Source organism: uncultured Salinisphaera sp., from assembly GCF_964012375.1.
GTDB lineage: Bacteria > Pseudomonadota > Gammaproteobacteria > Nevskiales > Salinisphaeraceae > Salinisphaera.
Window position 1 is genome coordinate 1 of record NZ_CAXGSH010000061.1, and the last position, 23,225, is coordinate 23,225.

Annotated in this window: 19 protein-coding genes and 3 tRNA genes; 15 read left to right on the plus strand and 7 right to left on the minus strand. The window is 64.7% G+C overall.

All coding sequences use genetic code 11. From position 1 onward, the window contains the following. Positions 1-102: 102 nt before the first annotated feature. The 3 genes from ABNU97_RS11505 to ABNU97_RS11515 all read right to left on the minus strand — a co-directional run bounded on the left by ABNU97_RS11505 (position 103) and on the right by ABNU97_RS11515 (position 1,403). Positions 103-178, minus strand: a tRNA-Glu gene (locus tag ABNU97_RS11505). 7 nt (positions 179-185) lie between these two features. Further along, positions 186-261, minus strand: a tRNA-Ala gene (locus tag ABNU97_RS11510). 59 nt (positions 262-320) lie between these two features. Beyond that, positions 321-1,403: a DegT/DnrJ/EryC1/StrS family aminotransferase gene (locus ABNU97_RS11515; protein ID WP_348766850.1), complete on the minus strand. Its 1,083-nt coding sequence runs from the start codon at positions 1,401-1,403 to the stop codon at positions 321-323. Between the two features lie 125 nt (positions 1,404-1,528). Between ABNU97_RS11515 and ABNU97_RS11520 the strand changes: the two genes are divergently transcribed. From ABNU97_RS11520 to ABNU97_RS11540, 5 genes are all read left to right on the plus strand, one after another. Then, positions 1,529-1,603 (plus strand) — tRNA-Val (locus ABNU97_RS11520). A 148-nt stretch (positions 1,604-1,751) separates the two neighbouring features. Beyond that, positions 1,752-3,101 (plus strand): UDP-glucose/GDP-mannose dehydrogenase family protein, encoded by a 1,350-nt coding sequence (locus ABNU97_RS11525; RefSeq protein ID WP_348766851.1) that lies wholly within the window; start codon positions 1,752-1,754, stop codon positions 3,099-3,101. 37 nt (positions 3,102-3,138) lie between these two features. After that, entirely contained in the window at positions 3,139-3,528 is a 390-nt protein-coding gene (locus tag ABNU97_RS11530; RefSeq protein WP_348766852.1) for a zinc ribbon domain-containing protein, read from the plus strand. 153 nt (positions 3,529-3,681) lie between these two features. Further along, positions 3,682-5,478 carry an aspartate--tRNA ligase gene (gene aspS / locus ABNU97_RS11535; protein ID WP_348766866.1) on the plus strand — a complete coding sequence of 599 codons (1,797 nt, stop codon included), beginning with the start codon at positions 3,682-3,684 and terminating at the stop codon, positions 5,476-5,478. A 197-nt stretch (positions 5,479-5,675) separates the two neighbouring features. After that, a complete protein-coding gene (locus tag ABNU97_RS11540) occupies positions 5,676-8,567 on the plus strand; it encodes a choice-of-anchor Q domain-containing protein (protein WP_348766853.1) in 2,892 nt (963 codons plus the stop codon). A gap of 100 nt (positions 8,568-8,667) precedes the next feature. Here the strand turns inward: ABNU97_RS11540 and ABNU97_RS11545 are convergent, their stop codons facing one another. Both ABNU97_RS11545 and ABNU97_RS11550 read right to left on the minus strand, forming a co-directional pair. Beyond that, positions 8,668-10,143, minus strand: coding sequence for a DUF5666 domain-containing protein (locus ABNU97_RS11545; protein ID WP_348766854.1), 1,476 nt, complete (start codon positions 10,141-10,143; stop codon positions 8,668-8,670). Then, entirely contained in the window at positions 10,124-10,963 is an 840-nt protein-coding gene (locus ABNU97_RS11550; RefSeq protein WP_348766855.1) for a DUF6502 family protein, read from the minus strand. The genes ABNU97_RS11545 and ABNU97_RS11550 overlap by 20 nt, the downstream gene beginning before the upstream one ends. Before the next feature lie 89 nt (positions 10,964-11,052). Between ABNU97_RS11550 and nadA the strand changes: the two genes are divergently transcribed. The 9 genes from nadA to thiL all read left to right on the plus strand — a co-directional run bounded on the left by nadA (position 11,053) and on the right by thiL (position 19,109). Then, on the plus strand, positions 11,053-12,153 hold the full coding sequence (gene nadA / locus ABNU97_RS11555; protein ID WP_348766856.1) for a quinolinate synthase NadA: 1,101 nt from the start codon (positions 11,053-11,055) through the stop codon (positions 12,151-12,153). A gap of 142 nt (positions 12,154-12,295) precedes the next feature. Then, positions 12,296-13,585: a serine hydroxymethyltransferase gene (gene glyA / locus ABNU97_RS11560; protein ID WP_348766857.1), complete on the plus strand. Its 1,290-nt coding sequence runs from the start codon at positions 12,296-12,298 to the stop codon at positions 13,583-13,585. A 30-nt stretch (positions 13,586-13,615) separates the two neighbouring features. Next, positions 13,616-14,134, plus strand: coding sequence for a transcriptional regulator NrdR (gene nrdR / locus ABNU97_RS11565; protein ID WP_293627349.1), 519 nt, complete (start codon positions 13,616-13,618; stop codon positions 14,132-14,134). Between the two features lie 38 nt (positions 14,135-14,172). Further along, the gene (ribD, locus tag ABNU97_RS11570) at positions 14,173-15,258 is read left to right on the plus strand and encodes a bifunctional diaminohydroxyphosphoribosylaminopyrimidine deaminase/5-amino-6-(5-phosphoribosylamino)uracil reductase RibD (RefSeq protein WP_348766858.1); all 1,086 of its coding nucleotides are present in this window, start codon (positions 14,173-14,175) and stop codon (positions 15,256-15,258) included. Positions 15,259-15,260: 2 nt separating this feature from the next. Next, the gene (locus ABNU97_RS11575) at positions 15,261-15,854 is read left to right on the plus strand and encodes a riboflavin synthase (RefSeq protein ID WP_348766859.1); all 594 of its coding nucleotides are present in this window, start codon (positions 15,261-15,263) and stop codon (positions 15,852-15,854) included. Positions 15,855-15,969: 115 nt separating this feature from the next. Beyond that, positions 15,970-17,097 (plus strand): bifunctional 3,4-dihydroxy-2-butanone-4-phosphate synthase/GTP cyclohydrolase II, encoded by a 1,128-nt coding sequence (ribBA, locus tag ABNU97_RS11580; RefSeq protein ID WP_348766860.1) that lies wholly within the window; start codon positions 15,970-15,972, stop codon positions 17,095-17,097. A 50-nt stretch (positions 17,098-17,147) separates the two neighbouring features. Beyond that, positions 17,148-17,618, plus strand: coding sequence for a 6,7-dimethyl-8-ribityllumazine synthase (ribH, locus tag ABNU97_RS11585; protein ID WP_348766861.1), 471 nt, complete (start codon positions 17,148-17,150; stop codon positions 17,616-17,618). 121 nt (positions 17,619-17,739) lie between these two features. Beyond that, positions 17,740-18,153 carry a transcription antitermination factor NusB gene (nusB, locus tag ABNU97_RS11590; RefSeq protein ID WP_348766867.1) on the plus strand — a complete coding sequence of 138 codons (414 nt, stop codon included), beginning with the start codon at positions 17,740-17,742 and terminating at the stop codon, positions 18,151-18,153. Between the two features lie 8 nt (positions 18,154-18,161). Next, positions 18,162-19,109 carry a thiamine-phosphate kinase gene (gene thiL, locus ABNU97_RS11595; protein WP_348766862.1) on the plus strand — a complete coding sequence of 316 codons (948 nt, stop codon included), beginning with the start codon at positions 18,162-18,164 and terminating at the stop codon, positions 19,107-19,109. A 29-nt stretch (positions 19,110-19,138) separates the two neighbouring features. Here thiL and ABNU97_RS11600 read toward each other — a convergent pair whose 3' ends face one another. After that, positions 19,139-20,389 (minus strand): ankyrin repeat domain-containing protein, encoded by a 1,251-nt coding sequence (locus ABNU97_RS11600; RefSeq protein ID WP_348766863.1) that lies wholly within the window; start codon positions 20,387-20,389, stop codon positions 19,139-19,141. A gap of 103 nt (positions 20,390-20,492) precedes the next feature. On the opposite strand from ABNU97_RS11600, the gene cysS reads away from it, so the two are divergent. Next, a complete protein-coding gene (gene cysS / locus ABNU97_RS11605) occupies positions 20,493-21,881 on the plus strand; it encodes a cysteine--tRNA ligase (protein ID WP_348766864.1) in 1,389 nt (462 codons plus the stop codon). 7 nt (positions 21,882-21,888) lie between these two features. Here cysS and folD read toward each other — a convergent pair whose 3' ends face one another. Then, positions 21,889-22,758, minus strand: coding sequence for a bifunctional methylenetetrahydrofolate dehydrogenase/methenyltetrahydrofolate cyclohydrolase FolD (folD, locus tag ABNU97_RS11610; RefSeq protein WP_348766865.1), 870 nt, complete (start codon positions 22,756-22,758; stop codon positions 21,889-21,891). Positions 22,759-23,225 lie beyond the last annotated feature (467 nt).

Consider the following 23,225-nt stretch of genomic DNA (forward strand, 5'->3'; position numbering starts at 1 on the left):
GATGAGACCGACAATTATGCGTGGCCTGTGCAGCCCTCGCGAGCCCATTGCCGGGCCGTGACCAAAAAAAAGCCGCCGATCATCGACCGGCGGCTTCCGTTATGGCGTCCCCAAGGGGATTCGAACCCCTGTCGCTGCCGTGAAAGGGCAGTGTCCTAGGCCTCTAGACGATGGGGACACTTTTTTGGTGGAGCCAGGCGGGATCGAACCGCCGACCTCAACACTGCCAGTGTTGCGCTCTCCCAGCTGAGCTATGGCCCCTGATGTGCAGCGAGGGCGTATTGTAGAGATTGGCGTGCGGCTTGCCAACCTCTATCGCATTATTTTTTTAATGCGTTTTTCAGTGCCTCGGCTACGCGTTGCTGATCGGCCTTTTCCAGATACGGATGCATGGGCAGGCTGAGTACCCGTTCGGCCGCACGCTCGGACTTCGGGATGGCCACGTCCGAATACAGGGGCGGCTGACGGTTCAGCGGCACCGGGTAATACACCGCATTGGGAATACCCGCCTCGTTGAGCGACTGTCGTACCCGGTCGCGATCGTCGACCTCGATGGTGTACTGGGCATAGACGCTCGTGCAGTCGGCGCCGAGTACCGGCGTATGGACCACGCCCTCGAGCAGCTCGGCATAACGGGTGCCCACTTCGGCACGCCGGGCGACCTCGTCGTCGAAGACTTCCATCTTCGCCAGCAGCACCGCCGCCTGAATGGTATCCAGCCGGCCGTTGATGCCCAGGCGCGGGTGTTGATAGGGGGCATTCTGGCCATGGTTGCGCAGCTCGCGCATGCGTTCGGCCAGAGCGGCATCGTGGGTGAACGCGGCGCCGCCATCGCCGTAACAGCCCAGGGGCTTGGCCGGGAAGAAGGAGGTGGCCGCGATCGGTGACAGGCCGCAGGAGCGTTTGCCTTTATAGGTGGCGCCAAAGCTCTGCGCGGCGTCTTCGATCACCGGCACGCCGTGGCGTTCGCCGATCGCGTTGATGGCGTCCATATCCGCGGTCTGACCGAACAGGCTGACCGGCACGATCGCCTTGGTACGATCGGTAATCTTTTCTTCGATAAGCGCGGCGTCGATGTTGTAGGTATCCGGATCGATATCCACGAACACGGCCGTCGCCCCGAGCAGGCCGATCATCTCGCCGGTGGCGATGAAGGTGAACGGGGTGGTGATCACTTCATCGCCGGGGCCGATTTCCAGCGCCATCATGGCCACGAGCAGGGCGTCGGTGCCGCTGGACAGTGCGATGCAATGCTCGATGCCGACGTATTCGGCCAGACGCGTTTCCAGGGCTTCCACTTCGGGGCCCATGACATAGCGGCCATGATCGAGAACTGCCTGAATGCGCGCGTCCACATCCGGTTTAATGCGCTGGTACTGGGCTTGCAGATCGATGAGTTGCATCCGGGCTCCCGGCTTCGAGGGTGATAGTTCCTTGGCTGCGCGGATTCTAGCATCGCATCGTCGTGATTTATTCGTTGACCCGTTATGGCTTGCGCACTAGACTCTGCGCGCTCGCAAAGCGAACCGGGCGGTTAGCTCAGCGGTAGAGCACTGTCTTCACACGGCAGGGGTCACTAGTTCGAACCTAGTACCGCCCACCAGAATCAAATCGAGGGTCAGGCCAGTCGGCCTGGCCCTTTTTTTATGTCTGGGCGCTCGGCAGGCGCTCGCAACAACCGGCCTTGTTGCGCATAATCGCGGCGTTCCCGGGTCATTCGACTCGCCAAACCAAGCAGTCAAGGGGTCAGTGTGCGTATCACGATATTCGGAACCGGTTATGTCGGTCTTGTGACCGGGGCCTGTCTCGCTCAGAGCGGCAACCACGTTGTATGCGTGGATATCGATGAAGCCAAGATCGCGCGACTGACGCAGGGCGAGATCCCGATTTTCGAGCCGGGCCTCGAACAGATCGTGCATGACAACGTACGCGCGGGGCGACTGCGCTTTACCACCGACGCTGCCGAGGCCGTTGCGCACGGCACCCTGCAATTCATTGCCGTGGGCACGCCGCCGGACGAGGACGGCAGCGCCGACCTGCAATACGTGCTCAAGGTCGCGGCGACCATCGGCGCGCATATGGATGACTATCGGTTGGTAATCACGAAGTCGACGGTGCCGGTGGGTACGGCAGACAAGGTGCGCGACGCGCTGGCCGAAGCCGTGCGCCAGCGCGGCGTGGACGTCGAGTTCGACGTGGCCTCGAACCCGGAGTTCCTGAAAGAGGGCGCCGCGGTCGAAGACTTCATGAAACCCGATCGCGTGGTCGTGGGCGTGGACAGCGACCGCGCGGCCGAGCACCTGCGCGCGCTCTATGCGCCGTTCAATCGTCAGCACGATCGCACCATCGTCATGGATATCCGTTCGGCCGAATTGACCAAGTACGCGGCCAATATCGTGCTGGCCACAAAGATCAGCCTCATGAATGAGCTGTCGCAGGTCGCAGATCGCGTGGACGCCGATATCGAACAGGTGCGCAAGGCCATTGGCGCGGACCATCGCATCGGCTACCACTTCATCTATCCGGGCTGCGGCTTCGGGGGGTCCTGCTTTCCCAAGGATGTGCGCGCGCTGGCACAGACCGCCGGCAAGCTCGGCTACGACACCGAGATCATCAACGCCGTAGAGCGGGTCAACGATCGCCAGAAGCAGGTGCTGTTCGATAAGCTGGCCGCCCACTTCGGCGACCTGGCCGGCAAGACCATCGCGATCTGGGGGCTGGCCTTCAAGCCGAATACCGACGACATGCGCGAAGCGCCGAGCTGCACGCTCATGGAAGCGCTATGGGCGGCCGGGGCAAGCGTTCGCGCCTACGATCCGGAAGCGATGAAGGAAACCCGGCGCATTTACGGCGAGCGCGACGATCTGACGCTCTGCGATACGGCCGAACAGGCAGTGGAAGACGCCGACGCGCTGGTACTGGTCACCGAATGGCATATTTTCCGCACCCCGGACTTCGCGGATATCGCCCAGCGCATGCGCGAGCCGGTGCTGGTCGATGGGCGCAATATCTACAAGCCGTCGTATGTCGCCCAGGCTGGCTTCACCTACTACGGCATTGGTCGCTCCGCGGCCAGTGGCGCAACGCGTCACGTCGTATAAAATACGCGCCGTTATTGGCCTCGCAGGGTTTTCGAGCATGCCCATCTACGAATATGTCTGCCGCAATTGCGGCCATGAACTTGAACGGCTCCAGCGGTTGTCGGAAGACCCGCTGACCGAGTGTCCGGCCTGTGAGACGCCGGAGCTCAAGCGCAAGATCTCCGCGGCCGGTTTTCGTCTGGCCGGCGGCGGCTGGTATGAAACCGACTTCAAGTCGGACGGCAAGCGCAATATCGCCGGCGGCGAGGACAAGACCTCGAAGTCGTCCAGCGCGACGTCCGCGAGCAGCAGCACCAGCGACAGCGCCAAGTCGGATACGTCCGCGACGTCGTCGAAGCCGGCCGCCAGCGATAAGAAGTCGGATAGCGCGGCGTCCAAGTCGACGAACAAGGCCAGCACGACCTCGTCCTCGAACGCCGGCAGCTAGCCATTGGAGTGCCCCGGCCGCGCGTGGCCGGGGTGCGATCATGGCGGTTCGCTTGCAAGCGCCTGCCGCGTTCAATTTTCTGGCGGGTACCGGCCAGGCGCTGCCTCTTGCTAGACTCGCGCTCTTTTGCACACCTCGAAGACGATAGCCATGATGCGATCCCACTACAGCGGCGACGTAAACGCCGCTGCCATCGACAGCGAAATCACCGTCTGCGGCTGGGTGCATCGCCGCCGCGACCACGGCGGGGTGATCTTTGTCGACCTGCGTGATCGTAGCGGTCTGATCCAGGTCGTGTTCGATCCGGACGAACCGGATACCTTTGCCGAAGCCGAGAAGCTGCGCAGCGAGTACGTGATCCAGGTGACCGGGCGCGTGCGCGCTCGTCCCGAGGGCACGGTTAACAAGAATCTGGCCTCGGGCGAAATCGAGGTCTATACGACCGCGCTGACCGTGCTCAACGCCTCGGAAACGCCGCCGCTGCAGCTCGACGACACCGAGAACGTGGGCGACGCCGCGCGTCTGCGCTATCGCTATGTCGAGCTGCGCAAGCCGCGCATGCAGCGACACATGCAGCTGCGTGCCCAGGTCACGCGCGCGGTGCGTCATGCACTCGACGAGCTGGGTTTTCTGGACATCGAAACCCCGATTCTTACCCGGGCCACCCCGGAAGGCGCGCGCGACTACCTCGTGCCCAGCCGTACCCAGCCCGGCCATTTCTTTGCGTTGCCGCAGTCGCCGCAGCTGTTCAAGCAGCTGCTGATGGTGGCAGGCATGGATCGCTACTATCAGATCGCGCGCTGTTTTCGTGACGAGGATCTGCGCGCCGATCGCCAGCCCGAGTTCACCCAGATCGATATCGAGGCCTCGTTCGTCGACGCCGACGACATCATGGCAATCAACGAAACCATGATTCGGTCGCTGTTCGCGGACGTGCTCGACGTCAAGCTGCCCGATCCGTTCCCGCGCATGAGCTACGAAGAGGCCATGCGCCGCTTCGGCTCCGACAAGCCGGATCTGCGTATCGATCTGGAGCTGGTCGATATCGCCGATCTGGTGGCCGATGCCGACTTCAAGGTGTTTTCCGGTCCGGCCAACAGCGACACCGGCCGGGTTGCGGTCATGCGCGTGCCGGGCGGGGCAAGCCTCACGCGCAAGCAGATCGACGGCTATACCGAGTTCGTCGGTCGCTACGGCGCCAAGGGCCTGGCCTACGTCAAGGTCAACGACACCGCAGCTGGCCGCGAGGGCCTGGCCTCGCCGATTCTGAAGTTCCTGTCCGACGAAGCGGTCGATGGCATCATGACGCGCAGCGGCGCGGCCGACGGCGACCTGCTGTTCTTCGGCGCCGATACCGCAACCGTCGTCAATGATGCCCTGGGTGCTCTGCGGGTTCGCCTGGGCCACGATCTGGGTCGTGTGGAAGGCGACTGGGCACCGCTGTGGGTGGTCGATTGGCCCATGTTCGAGTACGACCCCGAAGCCAAGCGCTGGGATGCACTGCATCATCCGTTTACCGCGCCGGCGGTCAACGATGCCGAGGCGCTGCGCAACGACCCCAAGAATGCGCTTTCGCAGGCTTACGACATGGTGCTCAACGGTACCGAGATCGGCGGCGGCTCGGTGCGTATCCATACACCGGCGATGCAGCAGGCCGCCTTCGACGTGCTCGGCATTTCCCGCGAGGATGCCGAAGAGAAGTTCGGCTTCCTGCTGGAAGCGCTCAAGTTCGGCGCGCCGCCGCATGCCGGTATTGCCTTCGGACTCGACCGGCTGGTGATGCTCATGGCCGGGGCCGATTCCATTCGCGAGGTCATTGCGTTTCCCAAGACGCAGACCGCGACCGATCTGCTCACCGGGGCGCCGGGCCTGGCCGACAACGCCCAGCTGCGTGAACTGGGCATTCGATTGCGCGCAACCGGCGACGCCAACGGGGCGAAGGGCAGCTAGCGCGCCCAGCGACGAACCGCAAAAACTGTTGGTCCTACAAGCCGGCGCCGCCTCGAGCGGTCGCCGGCTTTGTTGTATCTGGCAGCTGGTTTTGACGTTGACCGGGCAGGCGGGAGAGTCTCGAGCCGTGTTTTGGGATAAAAATCCTAAAATGCGGGAGGCGCGCCCACCGCGCCAATGGCAAGGGGAACCCAGCTATGAGAATTCCTAACCGAGTTGGCGGGCGTCTGCGGCAGCAGGTACGTCTCGCACTCATCGGCACGTCGCTGGCGGTCGTCGCACCCGGTGCGATGGCTGCGAGCATCACCGTCAACGCCTCCGGTGACGCATCCAGCGACGGCCAATGCACGCTGCGCGATGCAATCGCCGCAGCGAACCAGAATGAAATGGTCGCCGGCTGCACCGCGGGCGACGATATGAACGACACCATCGTTTTCGGCAACAACGTTGCCGGATCGACGATCACGCTCGGCGGCACGGCGCTGCCGACCATCGTCGCCGGTTCGACGCTGACCATCGGCATGGCCGGTGACGATTCAGACGACGCGGATGATTCTGCGGGCGTGACCATCGACGGCAACAATCAAAGCCGTATCTTCACCAACCAGGGCAACCTCACGCTCAACGGTCTGACGCTGGTCAACGGCGCGGCCACCACGGCCGGCGGCGATGCGGATGCGCGCTCCGGCGGCGCCATTCTCAACGACGACGGCGGCGTGCTGACGGTCAACGGCGGCGCCATGAACAACAACAGCGCCGATCGAGCCGGCGGCGCCATCGAAGAAGCGTCGGGCGCGACGGCCGCCGGCGGCGATGACGACACGGCCAACGACAACGTCCGCGTGACGCTCAATAACGTCAACTTCAGCGGCAACAACGCGGGCATGAATCCCGGTAACGGCGGTGCGCTGCATGTGACCGGCAGTGGCGATATCGTTGTCAACGGCGGTACGTTCAACGCCAATATCGCCGAGGAAGGCGGGGCGCTCTGGAACAACGGCGGCACCCTGACCGTGTCGGGCGCAAGCTTCATGGAAAATCGGGCCAACGGCACCGAAGCCGATATGGGCGGCGGCGCGATCTTCGGTCAGGTCGGCGGTGCCAACGGCACGGTGGTGGTATCCGATGCCACGTTCGTGTCCAACAAGGCCGGCAGTCCGGACGATAGCGAAAGCTCCGCCTCGGGCGGCGCCATTCTGACCGGTGACGGGACAACGCTGACGATCTCCGATTCGGTGTTTCGCATGAACACCGCCCGGCGTGCCGGTGGTGGCATCGAAGTGCTGGCAGGCAGCACCACCACGCTGGACAACGTGACGGCTACCGGCAACGACGCCGGCGCAAGCCCCGGCAACGGTGGCTTTCTGCACGTGACCGGCGACGGCGACGTCAATGTGACCGGCGGCGTATTCGCGCGCAACACCGCGGTCGAAGGCGGCGCATTCTGGAATAACCAGGGCACGATGACGCTCGACGGTGTTGCCATCGTCAACAATGAAGCCACCGGCGCTGATGCGACCCAGGGTGGGGGCGGCATCTATGCCGAAGGCAACGACATGGGCGATAGCGGTACGCTCACGATTACCGCAAGCCGTATCGCAATGAATCGCGCCTCCGGTACGGCCGGCTCGGGCGGCGGTATTCTGGTCAGCCCGAACGCGACCGCGAACATCACCGATACGCGTATCTCGGGTAATACGTCCCAGCGTGCCGGTGGCGGCATCGAGAACGCGGGCGCCAATGTGACGCTGACCGAGGTCACCCTGGGTGGCACGGCGAGTGCCGACGGCAACGACGCCGGCGCCAACCCCGGCAACGGCGGCGGTCTGCATATCGGCGGCAGCGGCTCGACCACGATCGTCGACTCCAGCGTGGGCAACAACAAGGCCGTGGAAGGCGGTGGGCTCTGGAACTCGGGTGCGGGCACGCTCGATGTCGACAACAGCACGGTGGCACAAAACAGCGCGACCCGCGGTGCCGGCGTTTATCTTGACGGCGCGGGTGGCACCATCACGCTCGATTACGTCAGCGTGACGCGTAACCAGGGCAGCGGCGTGTTCGCGGTTGACGGTGCCGGCAGTTCCATAATCGTCAACAACAGCCTCGTGTCCGGTAACAGCCCGGATCTGGGCAGCGGCGTGACGGCAGGTGAGGCGAACGGCAACGTCACCGGCGACGTCGCCTTTAACGGCGCGTATCGCCTGTATGGCGGGCCGACTGCAACCCAGCCGCTGGCCATGGACAGCGCTGCGTTGGATACCAACGCCGATTGTGCCGCCACCGATACCGACCAGCGCGGTGCCGAGCGCGGTTTCGATGCCGTCGATCCGAATAACGGCACGGGCGACTGCGATAGCGGCGCGTTCGAGCTCACCGACGATCCGGTGGTTCAGGCAACGCGCCTCAATCTCGGTTCGGCGGTGATCGGCGCGGACAACGCCGATGCGGTGGTCCTGGGCGTGCGTCTGGCGAACAGCAGCGACACCGCCGTGACCATTGGCGGCTTCTCCGGCTACGTGAATCGCGACGACCGGCTGCCGGCCGGCATCGACCCAAGCGATATCCGCCTCACGGTCTATGCCGACAGCAACGACAACGGTCGCTACGACATGGGCAGCGACATGTCTGTCGGTAGCGCAACGCTCGATGAAGGCTACGACTTCACCGTGACCTTCAACGGGGGCGGGCAGAGCCTGTCCGCCAGCGACAGCGTCAGCTACTTCATCGTCGCCGAGCGGGTCGACCGGGTTGCCGCTGCCGTGCCGCTGTCCACGTCGCTCTATGCCGGCGGCGGGCTGCTGGCGCTGCTGGGGCTGGTTTCGGTGGGCGGCGTGCGTCGGCGCACCCAGTATCTGCTGATCGCCGGTGCCCTGGTGCTGATGCTCACCGCCTGTAGCGATAGTGACAGCGATCGTCGTGTCAAGATCAATCAGCCGGGCAACGACATGATGGGCGAAGGCGAGGCCACCTTCGTGCTGCGTGAGGTCAACGGTACCGGTACCGATCTGCTTATCGGCGACGGCTTGCCGATAAGCGGTCCGACCGTGTCGTTCGAGTCCTCGACGACGGGTGACAACGACAGCAACTAGCGTCGCGCTGGACCCGCGTCGTTACGGGCCGGATCGGGGATTCCCGATCCGGCCTTTTTCATGGCGCGTCCTATCCGGCGCGGCCGCCCGGGGGCCGGGTTCAGCCGGCAGCGTCAAGCAGAATCCGGGCACGACGCACGATGCTGATCCGATCGCCGTTCTGCGGTCCGGTAAGCCGCACGCGCGCCCCGGCGTCCACCGCGTTATAGAAGGTCTGGGCCTCGACGGCGTTGCCGTTGGCGTCCTGATAGCTCGTGGTGGCGTCGTCGAGCCGGGCGCTCACCCCGGCCACCACAAGTGTCGCGCCTGTGCCGCTGCGCGCCGTGCTCGTAACGGCGCCTGCGATAGCGGCGGCGTCGGCCTGGTCGGCCGATACGCGCTCGATACTCCGGGCGGTCGCCGTATTGTCGTCCCCATCCACATAGGCCTGTACACGTACCGGATCGCCCGGTGCGAGCGTATCGAGACGCAGGGTGCGATCGCCGGTTGCACTATTGTCGATATAGCCGGTGTCGGCGCTGACGCCGATGGTGCGTCCCAGCAGGGTAAGGCTGTCGGCGTCGGTCGACTCGATACGGGCCTCGAGCATGGCATTCGAGCGTGGCTCCACCCGTAGCGTACGGGCCTTGACCCGGTTATTTTCGAACACGCCGCGCACGCTCACCACCACGCCGGGGGCGAGTGCGGTCGTGCCGTCGTCGAGTCGCTGGGCACCGCTCGCATCGATGCGCCAGTTGCCGGCCACGAAATCCGACGCGCTGGAATAATCGTCGATCGCGGCGCCTACGAGCATCTGCCGGCCCGCGGGCGCGGTGTTGAGCGAGGTTATGTTGATACGGCTGGCGATCAGCGCGTCGCTGCGCGATGCGCCGCGCGTGCCGAAGGCTTCGATACGGCTGTTGGTATTCAGCGTCGCACCGGCCGGGCGGACCTCGGCGTTGGCGAAATCGATCGTCTGGTCGCCAACCGCCAGCTGTGTGCCGTCGATGCGATCGACCCGGCCTTCGATCTCCAGGGTCGAGTCGTTGGGTACGAAACCGGTTTCGCTCTGGCGTATCGACTCGGCCTGTACGCGATTCTCGGTTTGGGTGAAACCGCTTACCGCGATCAGGTCGCCGACTGCGAGCTCGGCCGCGGGCGTGTTCACGAACACGGTATCGCCATCGAAATGCACCGTCTGTTCAAGCGCCACCAGGGTGCCCCGCTCACCGTCGGTTTCGATACGCTCGATGGGGCCGTCGAGGGTGCGCTGGAAAACGATACGTTCGGCACGTGCGTTGCCGTCGCGATCCAGGGTGCCGGTCACGGCAACACGATCGCCGACACTGAGCCGCGATACCGGCACGTCTTCGCCAACGAATCGGATGGTGGCCGCATCGGTATCGAACTCGGTGCCGTCGATATAGACGCTGCCGAAACCCGACACGATGCCGGTGCCCTCGATGCCGGCCTGGCGACCACCGCCCGCGTCATCGCTGCCGCCGCAGCCAGCCGACACGACGATTGCGAGCACGCCGGCGAGCGCCAGGCCGACACGGCTGGCGCGATGCGTTTTGTTATTCGGGCTGGTCGTCATCTGTAGTCTCCCCCTTGTCCTCGAAATAATAGATGCCGACGCCGGCGCGCGTGCACGCGGTGTCGTGATCTTTTTCGTCGACTTCGTGGCGCTCGAGCCAGTCGTCGAGTGTTTCGAGAAGCTGTTGTGCTTGTTGCGAGATGAGGCGATGGAATACGGGCAAAACGCGCTTGTTGACTCGCATATTGAATACCGTGCGCTGGAACCGCGGTTTTTTGTCCTCGCCCGACGAAAGATTGTGCTCGAGGGTCGACAGCAGGTCGTGACCTGCCGAGCCCAGCATGCGAATACGTTCCGAATCCCCGGTGCCGGGCACATAGGCACGATTGAGGACCTGCACACGACCTTCGGCATCGCGCGCCACCGAGTGCACCCGTTCGAGTTCGTCGAGAATGGCCATCACCGGAATATCGCCGCTGTAGCGGCGTACCAGCGCGGTGAAGCCTTCGATGTCGTCATCGAGAACTAGCGGCCGCGGCGCGCCTTCGTCGTCGGTGAAGTCGGGGTCGCGGTGCCAGCCGGAAAGCACGCGGGTGGCCCGGTTCGCGCCGCCCCAGGTGCCGGCGTCGTAGTGCGAATCGCTTTGCTCGCGCAGGCGCTTGACTTCCTTGCGGGTGAGGCCGGTCACAACCGCCACATGCGAATCCGTTGCCCGTTTGCCTGCGGGTGTGAACGACTCTCGCGCCACCTCTGCATAAACCGCGCGCACGATCGCGTCGAAGTCGCGGTGCGCAATGCCCTGAGCGAGCATGATGCGCACCAGCGGTCGCAGCAGACGGTGGGAGGCGCGCGCGAGCCATTGGCGGTCGTGGTTATTCATGGCGCCATTATAGATGTATGTGGGTGGCCGCCGACTTGCAGCCTTCGTTGTGGTACATTTTCGAAACGATTCGCCGACTTATCAAAAGCATGTCCGCAACCGCTCTGGCCTTGCAGGATTTCGCGCGTTACGACGATGCGACCTGCGACGCGCGTATTCGTGCCGCCAAGGAAGCGCTCGGCTCGCGCTGCGCGATCCTCGGCCATCATTACCAGCGTGATGAAGTTTTTGCGCATGCCGATTTTTCCGGAGACTCGCTGAAACTATCGGCCCAGGCGGCGCAATCTGATGCCGAGTACATCGTGTTCTGCGGCGTGCATTTCATGGCCGAGGTGGCCGACATCCTGTCGCGCGACGACCAGACGGTCATCCTCCCCGACATGGCCGCCGGCTGTTCGATGGCGGATATGGCCAACCTTCGCAACGTCGAGCGGGCCTGGCGCGAACTCGCGACTGTGCTGGAACCGGAAGAAACCATCACCCCGGTCACCTACATCAATTCCGCGGCCGACCTGAAGGCATTCTGCGGCCGTCATGGGGGCATCGTCTGCACGTCGTCGAACGCGCGCGGCGTGCTGGACTGGTCGTTCTCGCGCCGCGAGAAAGTCCTGTTCTTCCCCGACCAGCATCTGGGTCGCAATACCGCCTACGACATGGGTATCGCCCTCGACGAAATGGTGGTCTGGGACTACGACAAGCCGATGGGCGGTTTGAGCGCGGACGAGATTCGCGGCGCGAAGATGATTCTCTGGAAGGGCTTTTGCTCGGTTCACCAGATGTTTCATCCCAACCACATCAAGAAGTTTCGCGAAGCCCATCCGAACGGCCGGGTTATTTCTCACCCCGAGAATGCTTTCGAGGTCTGCCAGGCCTCGGACGTGGTGGGTTCCACGGAAACCATTCTCAAGACGGTGCGGGCGAGCGAGCCGGGTAGCCACTGGCTGGTGGGCACAGAGTTGAATCTGGTCAACCGCTTGCATCACGAAATGGCGGAAAAGGGCGTGAAGGTGCAGTTCATGTCGCCGGTGGTGTGCATGTGTTCGACCATGTTCCGGACCGATCCGCAGCACTTGGCCTGGGTCATGGAGAACCTGGCCGAAGGGCACGTCGTCAACCAGATCAAGGTCGACGCCGACGAGGCGCGTGAGGCCAAGGCTGCGCTTGATCTGATGCTCGAGATCACGGCTTAGCGCTGCGCCGACACCATATCTGGGGTCGGCAGCGCGTCTGCGCTACACTATGCGCCCGTATAAGCTCCGAAAACGTGTCGGTGAGCGCCAAGCGCGTCGCCGTCGCGGTGCATTTTTCGTACTTCAACCCGAGCATTCGAACATGTTTGACTCCGCACAGGGCATCGCCGAATTCGACCCGGAACTGGCTGCCGCCATGGCCGACGAGGATCAGCGTCAGGAAGACCATATCGAGCTGATTGCCTCCGAGAACTACACCAGCCCGCGCGTGATGCAGGCGCAGGGCAGCCTGCTGACCAACAAGTATGCCGAGGGCTATCCCGGCAAGCGCTTCTACGGTGGCTGCGAGCATGTGGACATCGCCGAACAGCTCGCCATCGATCGCGCCTGCAAGCTCTTTAGCTGCGACTTTGCCAACGTGCAGCCGCATTCCGGCGCCCAGGCGAACGCCGCGGTCTATCTGGCCCTGGTCAAGCCGGGCGATACCATTCTCGGCATGAGCCTCGATGCCGGCGGCCATCTGACCCACGGCGCGGCGCCCAATTTCTCGGGCAAGAACTACAACGCCGTCCAGTACGGTCTGGACGCCGAAACCGGGGAGCTGGATTACGACGAAATCCAGCGTCTGGCCGACGAACACAAGCCGAAGATGCTCATCGGCGGTTTTTCGGCCTACTCGCGCCATATCGACTGGGCGCGCATGCGCAAGATTGCGGACTCGGTGGGTGCCTGGCTGCTGGTCGATATGGCGCACGTCGCGGGCCTGGTTGCCACCGGCCAGTATCCGAGCCCGTTGCCGCATGCCCATGTGGTGACCACCACCACGCATAAAACGCTGCGTGGCCCGCGCGGCGGCTTGATCCTGTCTGCGACCGGCGATGAGAAGCTCTACAAGAAGCTCAACAGCGCGGTCTTCCCGGGTACCCAGGGTGGGCCGCTCATGCACGTGATCGCGGCCAAGGCGGTGGCCTTCAAGGAAGCGCTGGAAAGCGACTTCGAAACCTACGCGCGCAAGATCGTGGCCAACGCCAAGGCCATGGCGCAGGTGTTCATCGACCGTGGTTACCACGTGGTTTCGGGCGGTACCGATAACCATCTGATGCTGGTGAGTCTGGTCAAGCAGGACATCACCGGCAAGGACGCCGAGGAATGGCTCGGCAAGGCCCATATCACGGCCAACAAGAACGCCGTACCCAACGACCCGCGCTCGCCGTTCGTGACCTCGGGGCTGCGTATCGGCACGCCGGCGGCCACCACGCGCGGCTTTGGCGAAGACGATATGCGTCAGATCGCGACCTGGATCTGCGATGTGCTGGACACGCTGTCCGCGGGCGGCGATGTCGCCGGCGAGGCCGAACGTGTGCGTACCCAGGTCAACGAGCTGTGCGCGCGTTATCCGGTGTATCGCACGGCGGCGCGCGGCGCGGCCTGATCGGGGCACAGGGCTGCGAGGAAACGGCTGATGCAGTGTCCGTTCTGTGACGAGCGCGCGACGCGCGTGGTCGACTCGCGCCTGGCCGCCGAGGGCAGCCAGGTGCGTCGGCGCCGGGAATGCCCGGCGTGCGGTGCGCGCTTTACCACCTTCGAGACGGCGGAACTGGTGCTGCCGCGCATCGTCAAGAACGACGGTACGCCTGAGCCGTTCGACGAGGCCAAATTGCGCCAGGGCATTACCCGCGCGCTCTACAAGCGGCCGGTGGCAGCCGAGGCGATCGATACCGCCATCAGTCATATTCTCCAGCGGCTGCGTACCGACGCCGAGCGCGAGGTGGCGTCGCGCCAACTCGGCGAGTGGGTGATGGAAGAGCTGCGCGAGCTCGATCAGGTGGCGTTCGTGCGCTTTGCTTCGGTGTACCGGCGTTTCGAGGACGTGCAGGCGTTCCGCGAGGAGATCGAGCGGCTGGAAGCGACGCCGGGTCGCGGCGATGGCCAGCTGTCGCTGATCGATAGCGCCGCCGGCGGCGAGCGCGGTCGATCGTGAGTACGGTCAGTGTTCGCAGGGCGGTACACGCCTTTTTCATGCAGCGCGCGATTGAGCTGGCGCGGCGTGGTTGGTATACGACCCGGCCCAATCCGCGCGTGGGCTGTGTGATCGTACGCGGCGAAACCGTGATCGGCGAAGGCTGGCACGAACGGGCCGGCGAAGATCATGCCGAAAAGGCGGCCCTGGCCGACGTCGCGCGGCGCGGCGCGAGCGCGCGCGGGGCGACGGCCTATGTGACTCTGGAACCCTGTAGCCATACGGGACGCACCGCGCCCTGTGTCGATGCGCTGATCGAAGCCGGCGTGGAGCGCGTGGTGGTGGGCGCGACCGACCCGAATCCGCAGGTCAATGGCCAGGGCATCGGTCGTCTGCGCGAGGCGGGTATCGAGGTCATCACCGACGTCGTGGCCGATCGCTGCCGTGCACTCAACCCCGGCTTTGAAAAGCGTATGCGCGAAAGCCGCCCGCGGGTGCGCGTGAAGCTGGCCATGAGCCTTGACGGCCGTACCGCGGCCGCCGACGGCACGAGCCAGTGGATTACCGGCGACGTGGCCCGTGAAGACGTGCATCGGCTGCGCGCGGAAAGCGGCGTGGTGATGGTCGGTCGCGGTACGCTCGTGGCCGACGATCCCGGCCTGAACGTGCGCCTGAAAGGGCAGTGGCCACAGCCGCTGCCAGCGGTGCTGGATACCCGCCTGCAAATCACGCCGTCCGCGCGGCTGTTCGAAACGGCTTCCAAGGTGCTGGTCTATACCGCCTGCACCGATCGCGAGCGCATTGACCTGCTCGAACAGGCCGGTGCCGAGATCGTAACGCTCGGCTCGGACAAAGACGGACTCGATTTGCCTGCGGTGCTTGCCGATCTGGGCGAGCGCGAGATCAATGATGTACTGGTCGAGTCCGGCCCGCAGCTTGCCGGGGCGCTCGCGGATGCCGGGCTGGTCGACGAGTACGTAATTTATATGGCGCCCAAGCTGCTGGGCGACGGCGGGCGCGGGCTGTTGCACATGCCCGGTATCGCCACCCTGGCGGATGCGCCGAATCTTGTCATCGATAGCGTCGAGCCGCTCGGGCGCGACTGGCGTATCACCGCGCGACCGAGCACAGCGACAAAGGACTGATTATGTTTACTGGCATCATCAAGGGCCTTGGCCGGGTCGCGGCCCTCGAGGCCCAGGGCGGCGATACGCGCATCGTGATCGACGCCGCGCAAACGGACCTGGGCACAGTAGCGCTCGGCGACAGCATCGCGGTGAATGGCGTGTGCCTGACCGCGGTCGCGCTTGACGGCGCAACGTTTGCCGCCGACGTGTCGACAGAAACCCTGTCGCTGACCACGCTGGGTGCGCTCGAGGTGGGCAGCGCGGTGAATCTCGAAGGCGCGCTGCGCGCGGGCGAACCGCTGGGCGGGCATATGGTGTCCGGCCATGTCGACGGCTTCGGCGTGCTGGAGGCGCGTGAGCAGGACGCGCGCTCCTGGCGGCTGGTGTTCTCGGTACCGCCCCATCTCAGCCGTTTTTTCGCGCCCAAGGGGTCGGTGTGCGTCGATGGCATCAGCCTGACCGTCAACGAGGTCGAGGGCGATCGTTTCGGGGTGAATATCGTGCCGCATACGATGTCGCACACGACGCTGGGCGAGCGCGCGGTGGGCGACCGCGTCAATCTGGAAATCGACGTCATCGCGCGTTATCTCGCGCGCCTGGTCGAAACCCGCTAGCGCCTTTCGTCACCAGCCCGCGCGGCAATCGTTGCCTGCGGTGCTAGACTGCGCCGCGGCGTGCGAGGCCGCGCCTGTTCTCGCGTTCGCGTAACGCCCTTGCAAGGAGCCCGGTATGGCCATCAGCCCGATCGAAGACGTCGTCGACGACATGCGCAATGGACGCATGGTCATCATGCTCGACGATGCCAACCGCGAAAACGAGGGCGACCTGATCATGGCTGCCGAATGCGTGCGCCCCGAAGACATCAACTTCATGGCCCGCTATGGCCGCGGGCTGATCTGTTTGACCCTCACGCGTGAGCGCTGTCGCCAACTGCATCTGCCGCTGATGGTGGCCGCCAGCGACGAAGCCCAGTCGACCAATTTCACGCTCTCGATCGAGGCCGCCGAAGGCGTGACCACCGGGATTTCGGCACACGACCGTGCCCAGACCGTTCGTGCCGCGGTCAAGCGCGATGCCCAGCCTTCGGACCTGGTTCAGCCGGGGCATATCTTTCCGCTGATGTCGCAGCCCGGCGGCACCCTGGCACGCGCTGGGCACACGGAAGCGGGCTGCGATCTTGCCCGGCTTGCGGGCCTCGAGCCGTCGTCGGTGATTGTGGAAATCCTCAACGAAGACGGCACCATGGCTCGGTTGCCGGACCTGGAAGCATTCGCGGCCGAGCACGATATCAAGCTCGGCACGATCGCCGATCTGATCCGTTATCGCATCGAACACGAGCGAACCGTGGTGCGGGTGACCGAGTCGCAGGTGGATACCGAGTTCGGCCCGTTCACGCTGTACTCATTCGAAGACGAAGTGGACAAGGTGCTGCATTTCGCCATGGTGCGCGGCACCATCGACGCGGAAACGCCGACGCTGGTGCGTGTGCACGTGCGCAACACCCTGGCCGACATGCTCGGCGTGCGCCACGGTGATTTTGGCTGGCCGTTGCGGGATACGCTGGCCCGCGTGGCCGAAGAGGGCTGTGGCGTGGTCGTGGTTCTGCGCAAGCCGGAAACGGCGCGCGAGCTCATCGAGCGTATCCGTATCGTCGAGGGCAAGGTGCCGCCGCATGCCCCGGACGGGGTCGGCGACGAAAGCCGTATCCTGCGCACTTACGGCGTGGGCGCGCAAATTCTCACGGATCTCGGCGTACGCCGCATGCGCGTGCTGTCGGCACCGATGCGCCTGCAGGGCATTTCCGGCTTCGGGCTGGAAGTGGTCGAATACCTTCAAGGCAACGACGACGCGGAATAAGCCGCGGTCGTCGTGCAATAATATCGATCGGAATCAAAAGGGCCGCCATCATGCGCAGCATTCAAGGAGAATTCGACGGCGACGGCTTGCGTCTCGCCATCGTGTGTACCCGCTGGAACGACGACATCGTCGACCGCCTGGTCGACGGCGCGCTCGACGTGCTCAACGACTGTGGCGTGGATGACAACGACATCACGCTGGTGCGGGTCCCGGGCGCGTTCGAGCTGCCGCTGGCGGTCGACCGCCTCGCCGAGCGCGATGAATACGACGGCATCATCGCGCTGGGTGCGGTGATCCGCGGCGAGACGCCGCATTTCGACTTCGTCGCCGGCGAGTGTGCCAAGGGTCTGTCGGCCACCGCACTCGAATACGGCGTGCCGGTAGGTTTTGGTGTGATCACCGCCGACAACGCGGAGCAGGCGGATGCGCGTGCCCAGCCGGACGAAGACCACAACAAGGGCGCAGAAGCCGCGAGTGCCGTGGTTGAGATGGTCTCGTTGCTGCGCATGATCGCGGAATAGGCGAGTCGAGAGTAACCACGTGATCATCAGCGACGACCAGGTTCAATACGAATCGCAGGAAGAGGATCGCCCCGAGCAGGACGAACTCCCCACCCCCGCGCGCGTTCCCGGCGGGGCGAGGATTCGGGCGCGCATGGCCGCGGTTCAGGCGATCTATCAATGGCGCATGAGCGGCACCGATCTGGGCGAGCTGATTCTGCAGTTTGCCCAGGCCGGGCGCCTGCGCGAACTCGATCGCGAATATTTCGAGACGCTGCTGCGCGGCGTGGTCTACGACGTGAGCGCGCTCGAAGCCGCCTTCGACCCTTACCTGAGCCGGCCGGCGGTACAGCTGGACCCGGTGGAATACGCGATCCTGCTGCTGGCCACCTTCGAGTTGCGTGACCGTATCGAAATTCCGTTTGCCGCGATCATCAACGAAGCCACCAATCTCGCCAAGACCTTCGGGGCCACCGACGGGCACCGTTTCATCAACGGCGTTCTCGATGCGACTGCCCGCTCCCTGCGCGCCAACGAGGTCGGCGCCCGCAAGTAAGGTGCTCCGTGCGTGAATTCGCGCTCATCGAGCGGCTTGCACAACGCCTGGACAGCGGTCGGGCCGATACGCGGTTGGGCATTGGCGACGACGCGGCGCTGATCGCGCCGCCCGCCGGCCAGGAGCTGGCGATTACCACCGATACGCTCATCGCCGGGCGTCATTTCCCGTTCGAGACGCCGGCCTTCGATATCGGCTACAAGGCCCTCGCGGTCAACCTCTCTGATCTCGCGGCCATGGGGGCGGACCCGGCCTGGGTCACGATCGCACTCTCGGCGCCCAAGCTGTCGGCCCACTGGTGCGATGCGCTGATCGACGGCGCGCTCGCAGCGATCGGCGATCACCCGGTGGATATCGTCGGCGGCGATACCACCCGTGGCGAGTTGTCGCTCACCATCACCGCCATCGGCTGCCTGCCGGCCGGCCGGGCGCTGCGGCGCAGCGCCGCCCGTGTAGGCGATTTGATTGCCGTGACCGGCACGCTCGGCGACGCGGCCTTCGGGCTGCAGTGCTGGCCCATGCGCGATCGCGCCAGCGACGACCAGCGCTTCTGTATCGACCGTCTGGCGCGGCCGCAATGGCGGCCGGGCGCGGCGCTGCGCGGGCTGGCGAACGCGGCGATCGACCTATCCGACGGCCTGGCGGCCGATCTGGGCCATATTCTCGCGGCCAGCGGGATAGGCGCGCGGCTGGCTATCGATGCCTTGCCAGCATCCGCTGCGCTGACACGTGCCTGCGATGCGGAAAGCCGGCGCCGCCTGCAATGGTCCGGCGGCGACGATTACGAGCTGTGCATCACCCTCGCCGAGGACCGGCTCGACGCAGCGCGGGCCGCGCTCGACTGTCCGCTGACCGTGATTGGCACGATCGAGCAACAGCCCGGCCTGCGTGCGTTCGACGATAACGGACAGGTGTGGGGCCGCGATGGCGAGCGCGGCTGGGATCATTTTAGCTAGCAGGTCAGCACGGGGTTGGCGGGCCGGTTTCAGCGTCCGCAGGCCGGTTGAAAACCCAGTGTGCAGGCGCGTTCGAAGTAGCCATTGGCTTTTGTAACGTCGCCGAGCCCATCGCGGCTTTCAGCCATAAGGAACAACGCGCGCGGATTGTCGGGCTGATTTTCCAGCAGCGGCTGGAGCGCGCCAATTGCGCGCTCGTAGTTGCCGTCGTCGACGTAGAGCCTGGCAAGCGCTTCCTGTGCCGCGGCATGGGCGGGTTTCAAGGCGGTCGCCTGGCGGTAGTCCTGTTCCGCCTGAGAGCGCTCGCCTTTGGCGGCAAACGCCTCCCCCCGGCGGTAGTAGGCTTCGGCGCGGTCGGCCTGCAGGGCGATGGCGGCACTGAACTGGTCGATCGCGCGATCAAAGTTCGCGTCGGCCAGCGCCTGGCGCCCGTGCTTCATGGCGGCATCGGCAGCATAGCGTTTGTAGCCGCTTGCGCCGTTGCCAACGAGCAGGGCCGCGATATCACGCCGATCGTGATTGAGCGCATAGGCCAGCGGCACAACGCCGCCGGCGCCAGCCTCCGGGTTCGCGCCACGGGCCAGCAACAGGCGCACCGCGTTTTCATGGGCGCCGATCACGGCCTGGAATAGCGCGGTGCGTCCCTGATCGTTACGGGCCTCGATATCGGCGCCCAGGTCGAGCAGGTAGCCGATCATCGGTTGGTGGCCCGAGCGCGCTGCCATGATAAGCGGGGTGTTGTGCTTGTGGTCGGGTCGAGTGGGGTCGGCTCCGGCGGCGACCAGGATATGGGCGATTTCGGTGTTGCCCTGTTGCGGCTGCCAGGCGGCGACCCAGAGTGGTGTCTGCTCCCACTTGTTGGCGGCATTGGGCTGGGCGCCGGCCGCGATCAGTGCCCGCGCGATCGCCGGGTGGTAGGCCTCGGCGGCCCAGTGCAGGGCGGTGAAGCCGTTGCGCCCGTCGCGCGCTTCAAGCTGGGCGTCGCGTTGGAGCAGCGCGCGTACAACCTTCAGGCTGCCGTATTCGGCGGCGATATTGAGCGGGGTCTGGCCGGCCGGCGTGCGCAGGTTTACCGACAGGCCCTCGTCGAGCGCGGTGACAAGCGCGCCTGCGTCGTCGCGCGCCGCGGCGTAATGCAGGCAATGCCAGCCGGCGTGCTGCTCGCGTACCGTATCGATTGCGCGCTCGACCATGCACGCCGCATCGCGATACGGGTCCAGCGCAAGGGCTGTGAGTATTCCGGCGACGGCCAACACGACGATGGCCAATATCGTTTTCATGGCTTCCATATTAGTGCATACGCAGACCGCCACGGGCGCATGGCTTGTGCGAGCCGGTAGACTGTGGCGCTCGGTTCGTCTCACCTATCGACGTTTTCGCCCCATGATTGAACTGCACGACAGCCTCAGCGGCCAACGCCAACCCCTCAAGACTCTGGAGCCGGATCATGTGCGGCTTTATGTTTGTGGTGTAACCGCTTACGACTATTGCCATCTTGGGCATGCGCGCGTGATGATCGTGTTCGATATGTTCGTGCGTTATCTGCGTGCGCTGGGCTGGCGGGTGACCTATGTACGCAACGTCACCGATATCGACGACAAGATCATCAAGCGCGCGAATGAAACCGGCGATACGCCCGAGGCGATCGCAGAGCGCTTCACCCGCTTCATGCGCGAAGACGAGGCCGCGCTCGGCCTGACGGCGCCCACGCTCGAGCCGACCGCGACCGGCCATGTCGACCAGATCATTGCCATGATCGAGCGTTTGATCGACAACGGCGCGGCCTATGCCGGCGACAACGGCGACGTCTACTACGACGTGAGCACGTTCGACAGCTATGGCGCGCTCTCCGGGCGGCGTCTGCCCGATCTGCGCGCCGGCGAACGGATTGCCGTGAACGAGGCCAAGACCGATCCGCTCGACTTCGTACTCTGGAAAGCGGCCAAGCCCGAAGAGCCGAGCTGGGATTCGCCCTGGGGCTCGGGCCGGCCCGGCTGGCATATCGAATGCTCGGCCATGTCCACCCATTGCCTGGGCGCGAGTTTCGATATCCATGGCGGCGGGCTGGACCTGCAGTTCCCGCACCACGAAAACGAGATCGCACAGAGCGAGGCGGCGACCGGCCAGCGCTATGTCACGACCTGGATGCATAACGGCTTCGTAACCGTTGACGACGAGAAGATGTCGAAGTCGCTCGGCAACTTCCTCACCATTCGCGACGTGCTGGCCCAGTACGACGCGGAAACCGTGCGTTACTTCGTGCTGTCGACGCATTATCGCAGCCCGCTGGCCTATAACGCCGATGCCATGGATGCCGCCACCAGCGCGCTGTCGCGGCTTTATACGGCCCTGCGCGACGTTGAACCCGGCGATGCGCAAAGCGATATCGCGGATGCCTTTGAAGCACGCTTTACCGATGCCATGGCCGATGACCTGAATACGCCGGCCGCCATCGCCGTGCTGTTCGAAATGGCGCGCGATTGCCAACGACTCAAACAGGAGGACCGAGAAACCGCTGCCGCGATCGCAGCCCGCCTGCGCACCCTGGCCGGGCGAATCGGCCTGTTGGAACAGTCGCCGCAGGCGTTTCTGCAGGGACAGGCCGGAGAGGGCGATCTGAGCGCGGACACCATCGAGGCCATGCTCCAAGCGCGCCGCGAAGCGCGGGCCGAAAAGAATTTCGCCCGCGCCGACGAGATTCGCGACGAACTGACCGCCCAGGGCATCGTATTGGAAGACGGCCCCGACGGTACGCTCTGGCGGCGCAGCTGAGCGCGGCCTAGTCGGCCCGTTCTGCCTGTTCGCGCAGCTCGGCCGCGCGCAGGGTGTTGCTCATGAGCATGGCAACGGTCATCGGCCCGACGCCGCCGGGCACCGGCGTGATCCATGCCGCGCGCTCGGCGGCGGTGTCGAACTCGACATCGCCCACGAGCTTGCCGGAATCGAGCCGGTTCATGCCGACGTCGATCACGGTGGCGCCTTCGCGGATCCATTCGCCCTTGATCAGGCCCGGTTTGCCGACGCCGACCACCAGGATTTCGGCCTGACCGACTTCGTATTCGAGATCGCGGGTAAATCGGTGGCAAACGGTAGTGGTCGCGCCCTTGAGCAAGAATTCCAGCGCCATCGGCCGGCCGACGATATTGGAAGCGCCCACCACCACGGCCTGGCGGCCGCGAAAGGGTTCGTCGATCGATTCCAGCAGGCGCACGATGCCCAGCGGGGTGCAGGCGCGCAGCTGCGGCACGCGCTGTGCCAGCCGGCCCACGTTGTACGGATGAAAACCGTCGACGTCCTTGTCGGGGCGCACGCGCTCGATCACTTTCGTGGCATCGATATGCGCAGGCAGGGGAAGCTGTACGAGCACGCCGTCGATCTCATCGTCGGCGTTGAACCGGTCGATCAGCTCGAGCAGCTCGGCCTGCGAAATATCGGCTTCGGGATAGACCGCCTGAGACACGAGCCCGGCCTGCTGGCAGGCCTCGATCTTCTTGCCGACATAGATCTTGGACGCCGGATCGCTACCGACAAGAATAACGGCGAGCCCGGGCGCGCGCTGTCCGCGCGCCAGGCGTGTGTCGACCGCATCGCGTACGGCATGACGAAAATCCTGGGCGATCTGCTTGCCGTCGATAAGGCGGGCGGCCATGGGCATCAAGGCGGTTGGGAAAAGTGCGCGGATTTTCGCACGCTCCGCGAAGGGCCACAATTTGGCAGGGCGAATCCCGCCGTCTGCAGGTGATGCTCGCATGCCGGCCGGCGACCAGATAGAATCCGCCGCCAGCCGATACGTTTGCGTGTCGGTCGCTCGACTTCGCACCGAGGCGAGTCAGCTGCGGCCACAAAGGCTCGCCGCTTTGAGTGAAGAAGAGAAACCGGGGTATAGCGCAGTCTGGTAGCGCACCTTCTTTGGGGTTTGTCGTATACGACAAACGCCGAGGAACGCATGTTTCGAGGCCGGGTTACTTGGCGAAGCGCAGCTGAGCCTAGTAACAGACTGCTCGCAGAGCAGGTGCCCGAACATGGCAGAATGCCCGTCGTTGCAGTTGAGTGAGGAAGAAAAACCGGGGTATAGCGCAGTCTGGTAGCGCACCTTCTTTGGGGTTTGTCGTATAC

Bases quoted from the DNA above. Each gene is read 5' to 3' on its own strand.
- ABNU97_RS11600 (WP_348766863.1), bottom strand. From the start codon at position 20,389: ATGAAAACGATATTGGCCATCGTCGTGTTGGCCGTCGCCGGAATACTC.
- nrdR (WP_293627349.1), top strand. From the start codon at position 13,616: ATGCAGTGTCCGTTCTGTGACGAGCGCGCGACGCGCGTGGTCGACTCG.
- ribBA (WP_348766860.1), top strand. From the start codon at position 15,970: ATGGCCATCAGCCCGATCGAAGACGTCGTCGACGACATGCGCAATGGA.
- nadA (WP_348766856.1), top strand. From the start codon at position 11,053: ATGTCCGCAACCGCTCTGGCCTTGCAGGATTTCGCGCGTTACGACGAT.
- cysS (WP_348766864.1), top strand. From the start codon at position 20,493: ATGATTGAACTGCACGACAGCCTCAGCGGCCAACGCCAACCCCTCAAG.
- ABNU97_RS11575 (WP_348766859.1), top strand. From the start codon at position 15,261: ATGTTTACTGGCATCATCAAGGGCCTTGGCCGGGTCGCGGCCCTCGAG.
- ABNU97_RS11515 (WP_348766850.1), bottom strand. From the start codon at position 1,403: ATGCAACTCATCGATCTGCAAGCCCAGTACCAGCGCATTAAACCGGAT.
- glyA (WP_348766857.1), top strand. From the start codon at position 12,296: ATGTTTGACTCCGCACAGGGCATCGCCGAATTCGACCCGGAACTGGCT.
- ABNU97_RS11550 (WP_348766855.1), bottom strand. From the start codon at position 10,963: ATGAATAACCACGACCGCCAATGGCTCGCGCGCGCCTCCCACCGTCTG.
- ribH (WP_348766861.1), top strand. From the start codon at position 17,148: ATGCGCAGCATTCAAGGAGAATTCGACGGCGACGGCTTGCGTCTCGCC.
- aspS (WP_348766866.1), top strand. From the start codon at position 3,682: ATGCGATCCCACTACAGCGGCGACGTAAACGCCGCTGCCATCGACAGC.
- ABNU97_RS11530 (WP_348766852.1), top strand. From the start codon at position 3,139: ATGCCCATCTACGAATATGTCTGCCGCAATTGCGGCCATGAACTTGAA.
- ABNU97_RS11540 (WP_348766853.1), top strand. From the start codon at position 5,676: ATGAGAATTCCTAACCGAGTTGGCGGGCGTCTGCGGCAGCAGGTACGT.
- ABNU97_RS11545 (WP_348766854.1), bottom strand. From the start codon at position 10,143: ATGACGACCAGCCCGAATAACAAAACGCATCGCGCCAGCCGTGTCGGC.
- folD (WP_348766865.1), bottom strand. From the start codon at position 22,758: ATGGCCGCCCGCCTTATCGACGGCAAGCAGATCGCCCAGGATTTTCGT.
- ribD (WP_348766858.1), top strand. From the start codon at position 14,173: ATGCAGCGCGCGATTGAGCTGGCGCGGCGTGGTTGGTATACGACCCGG.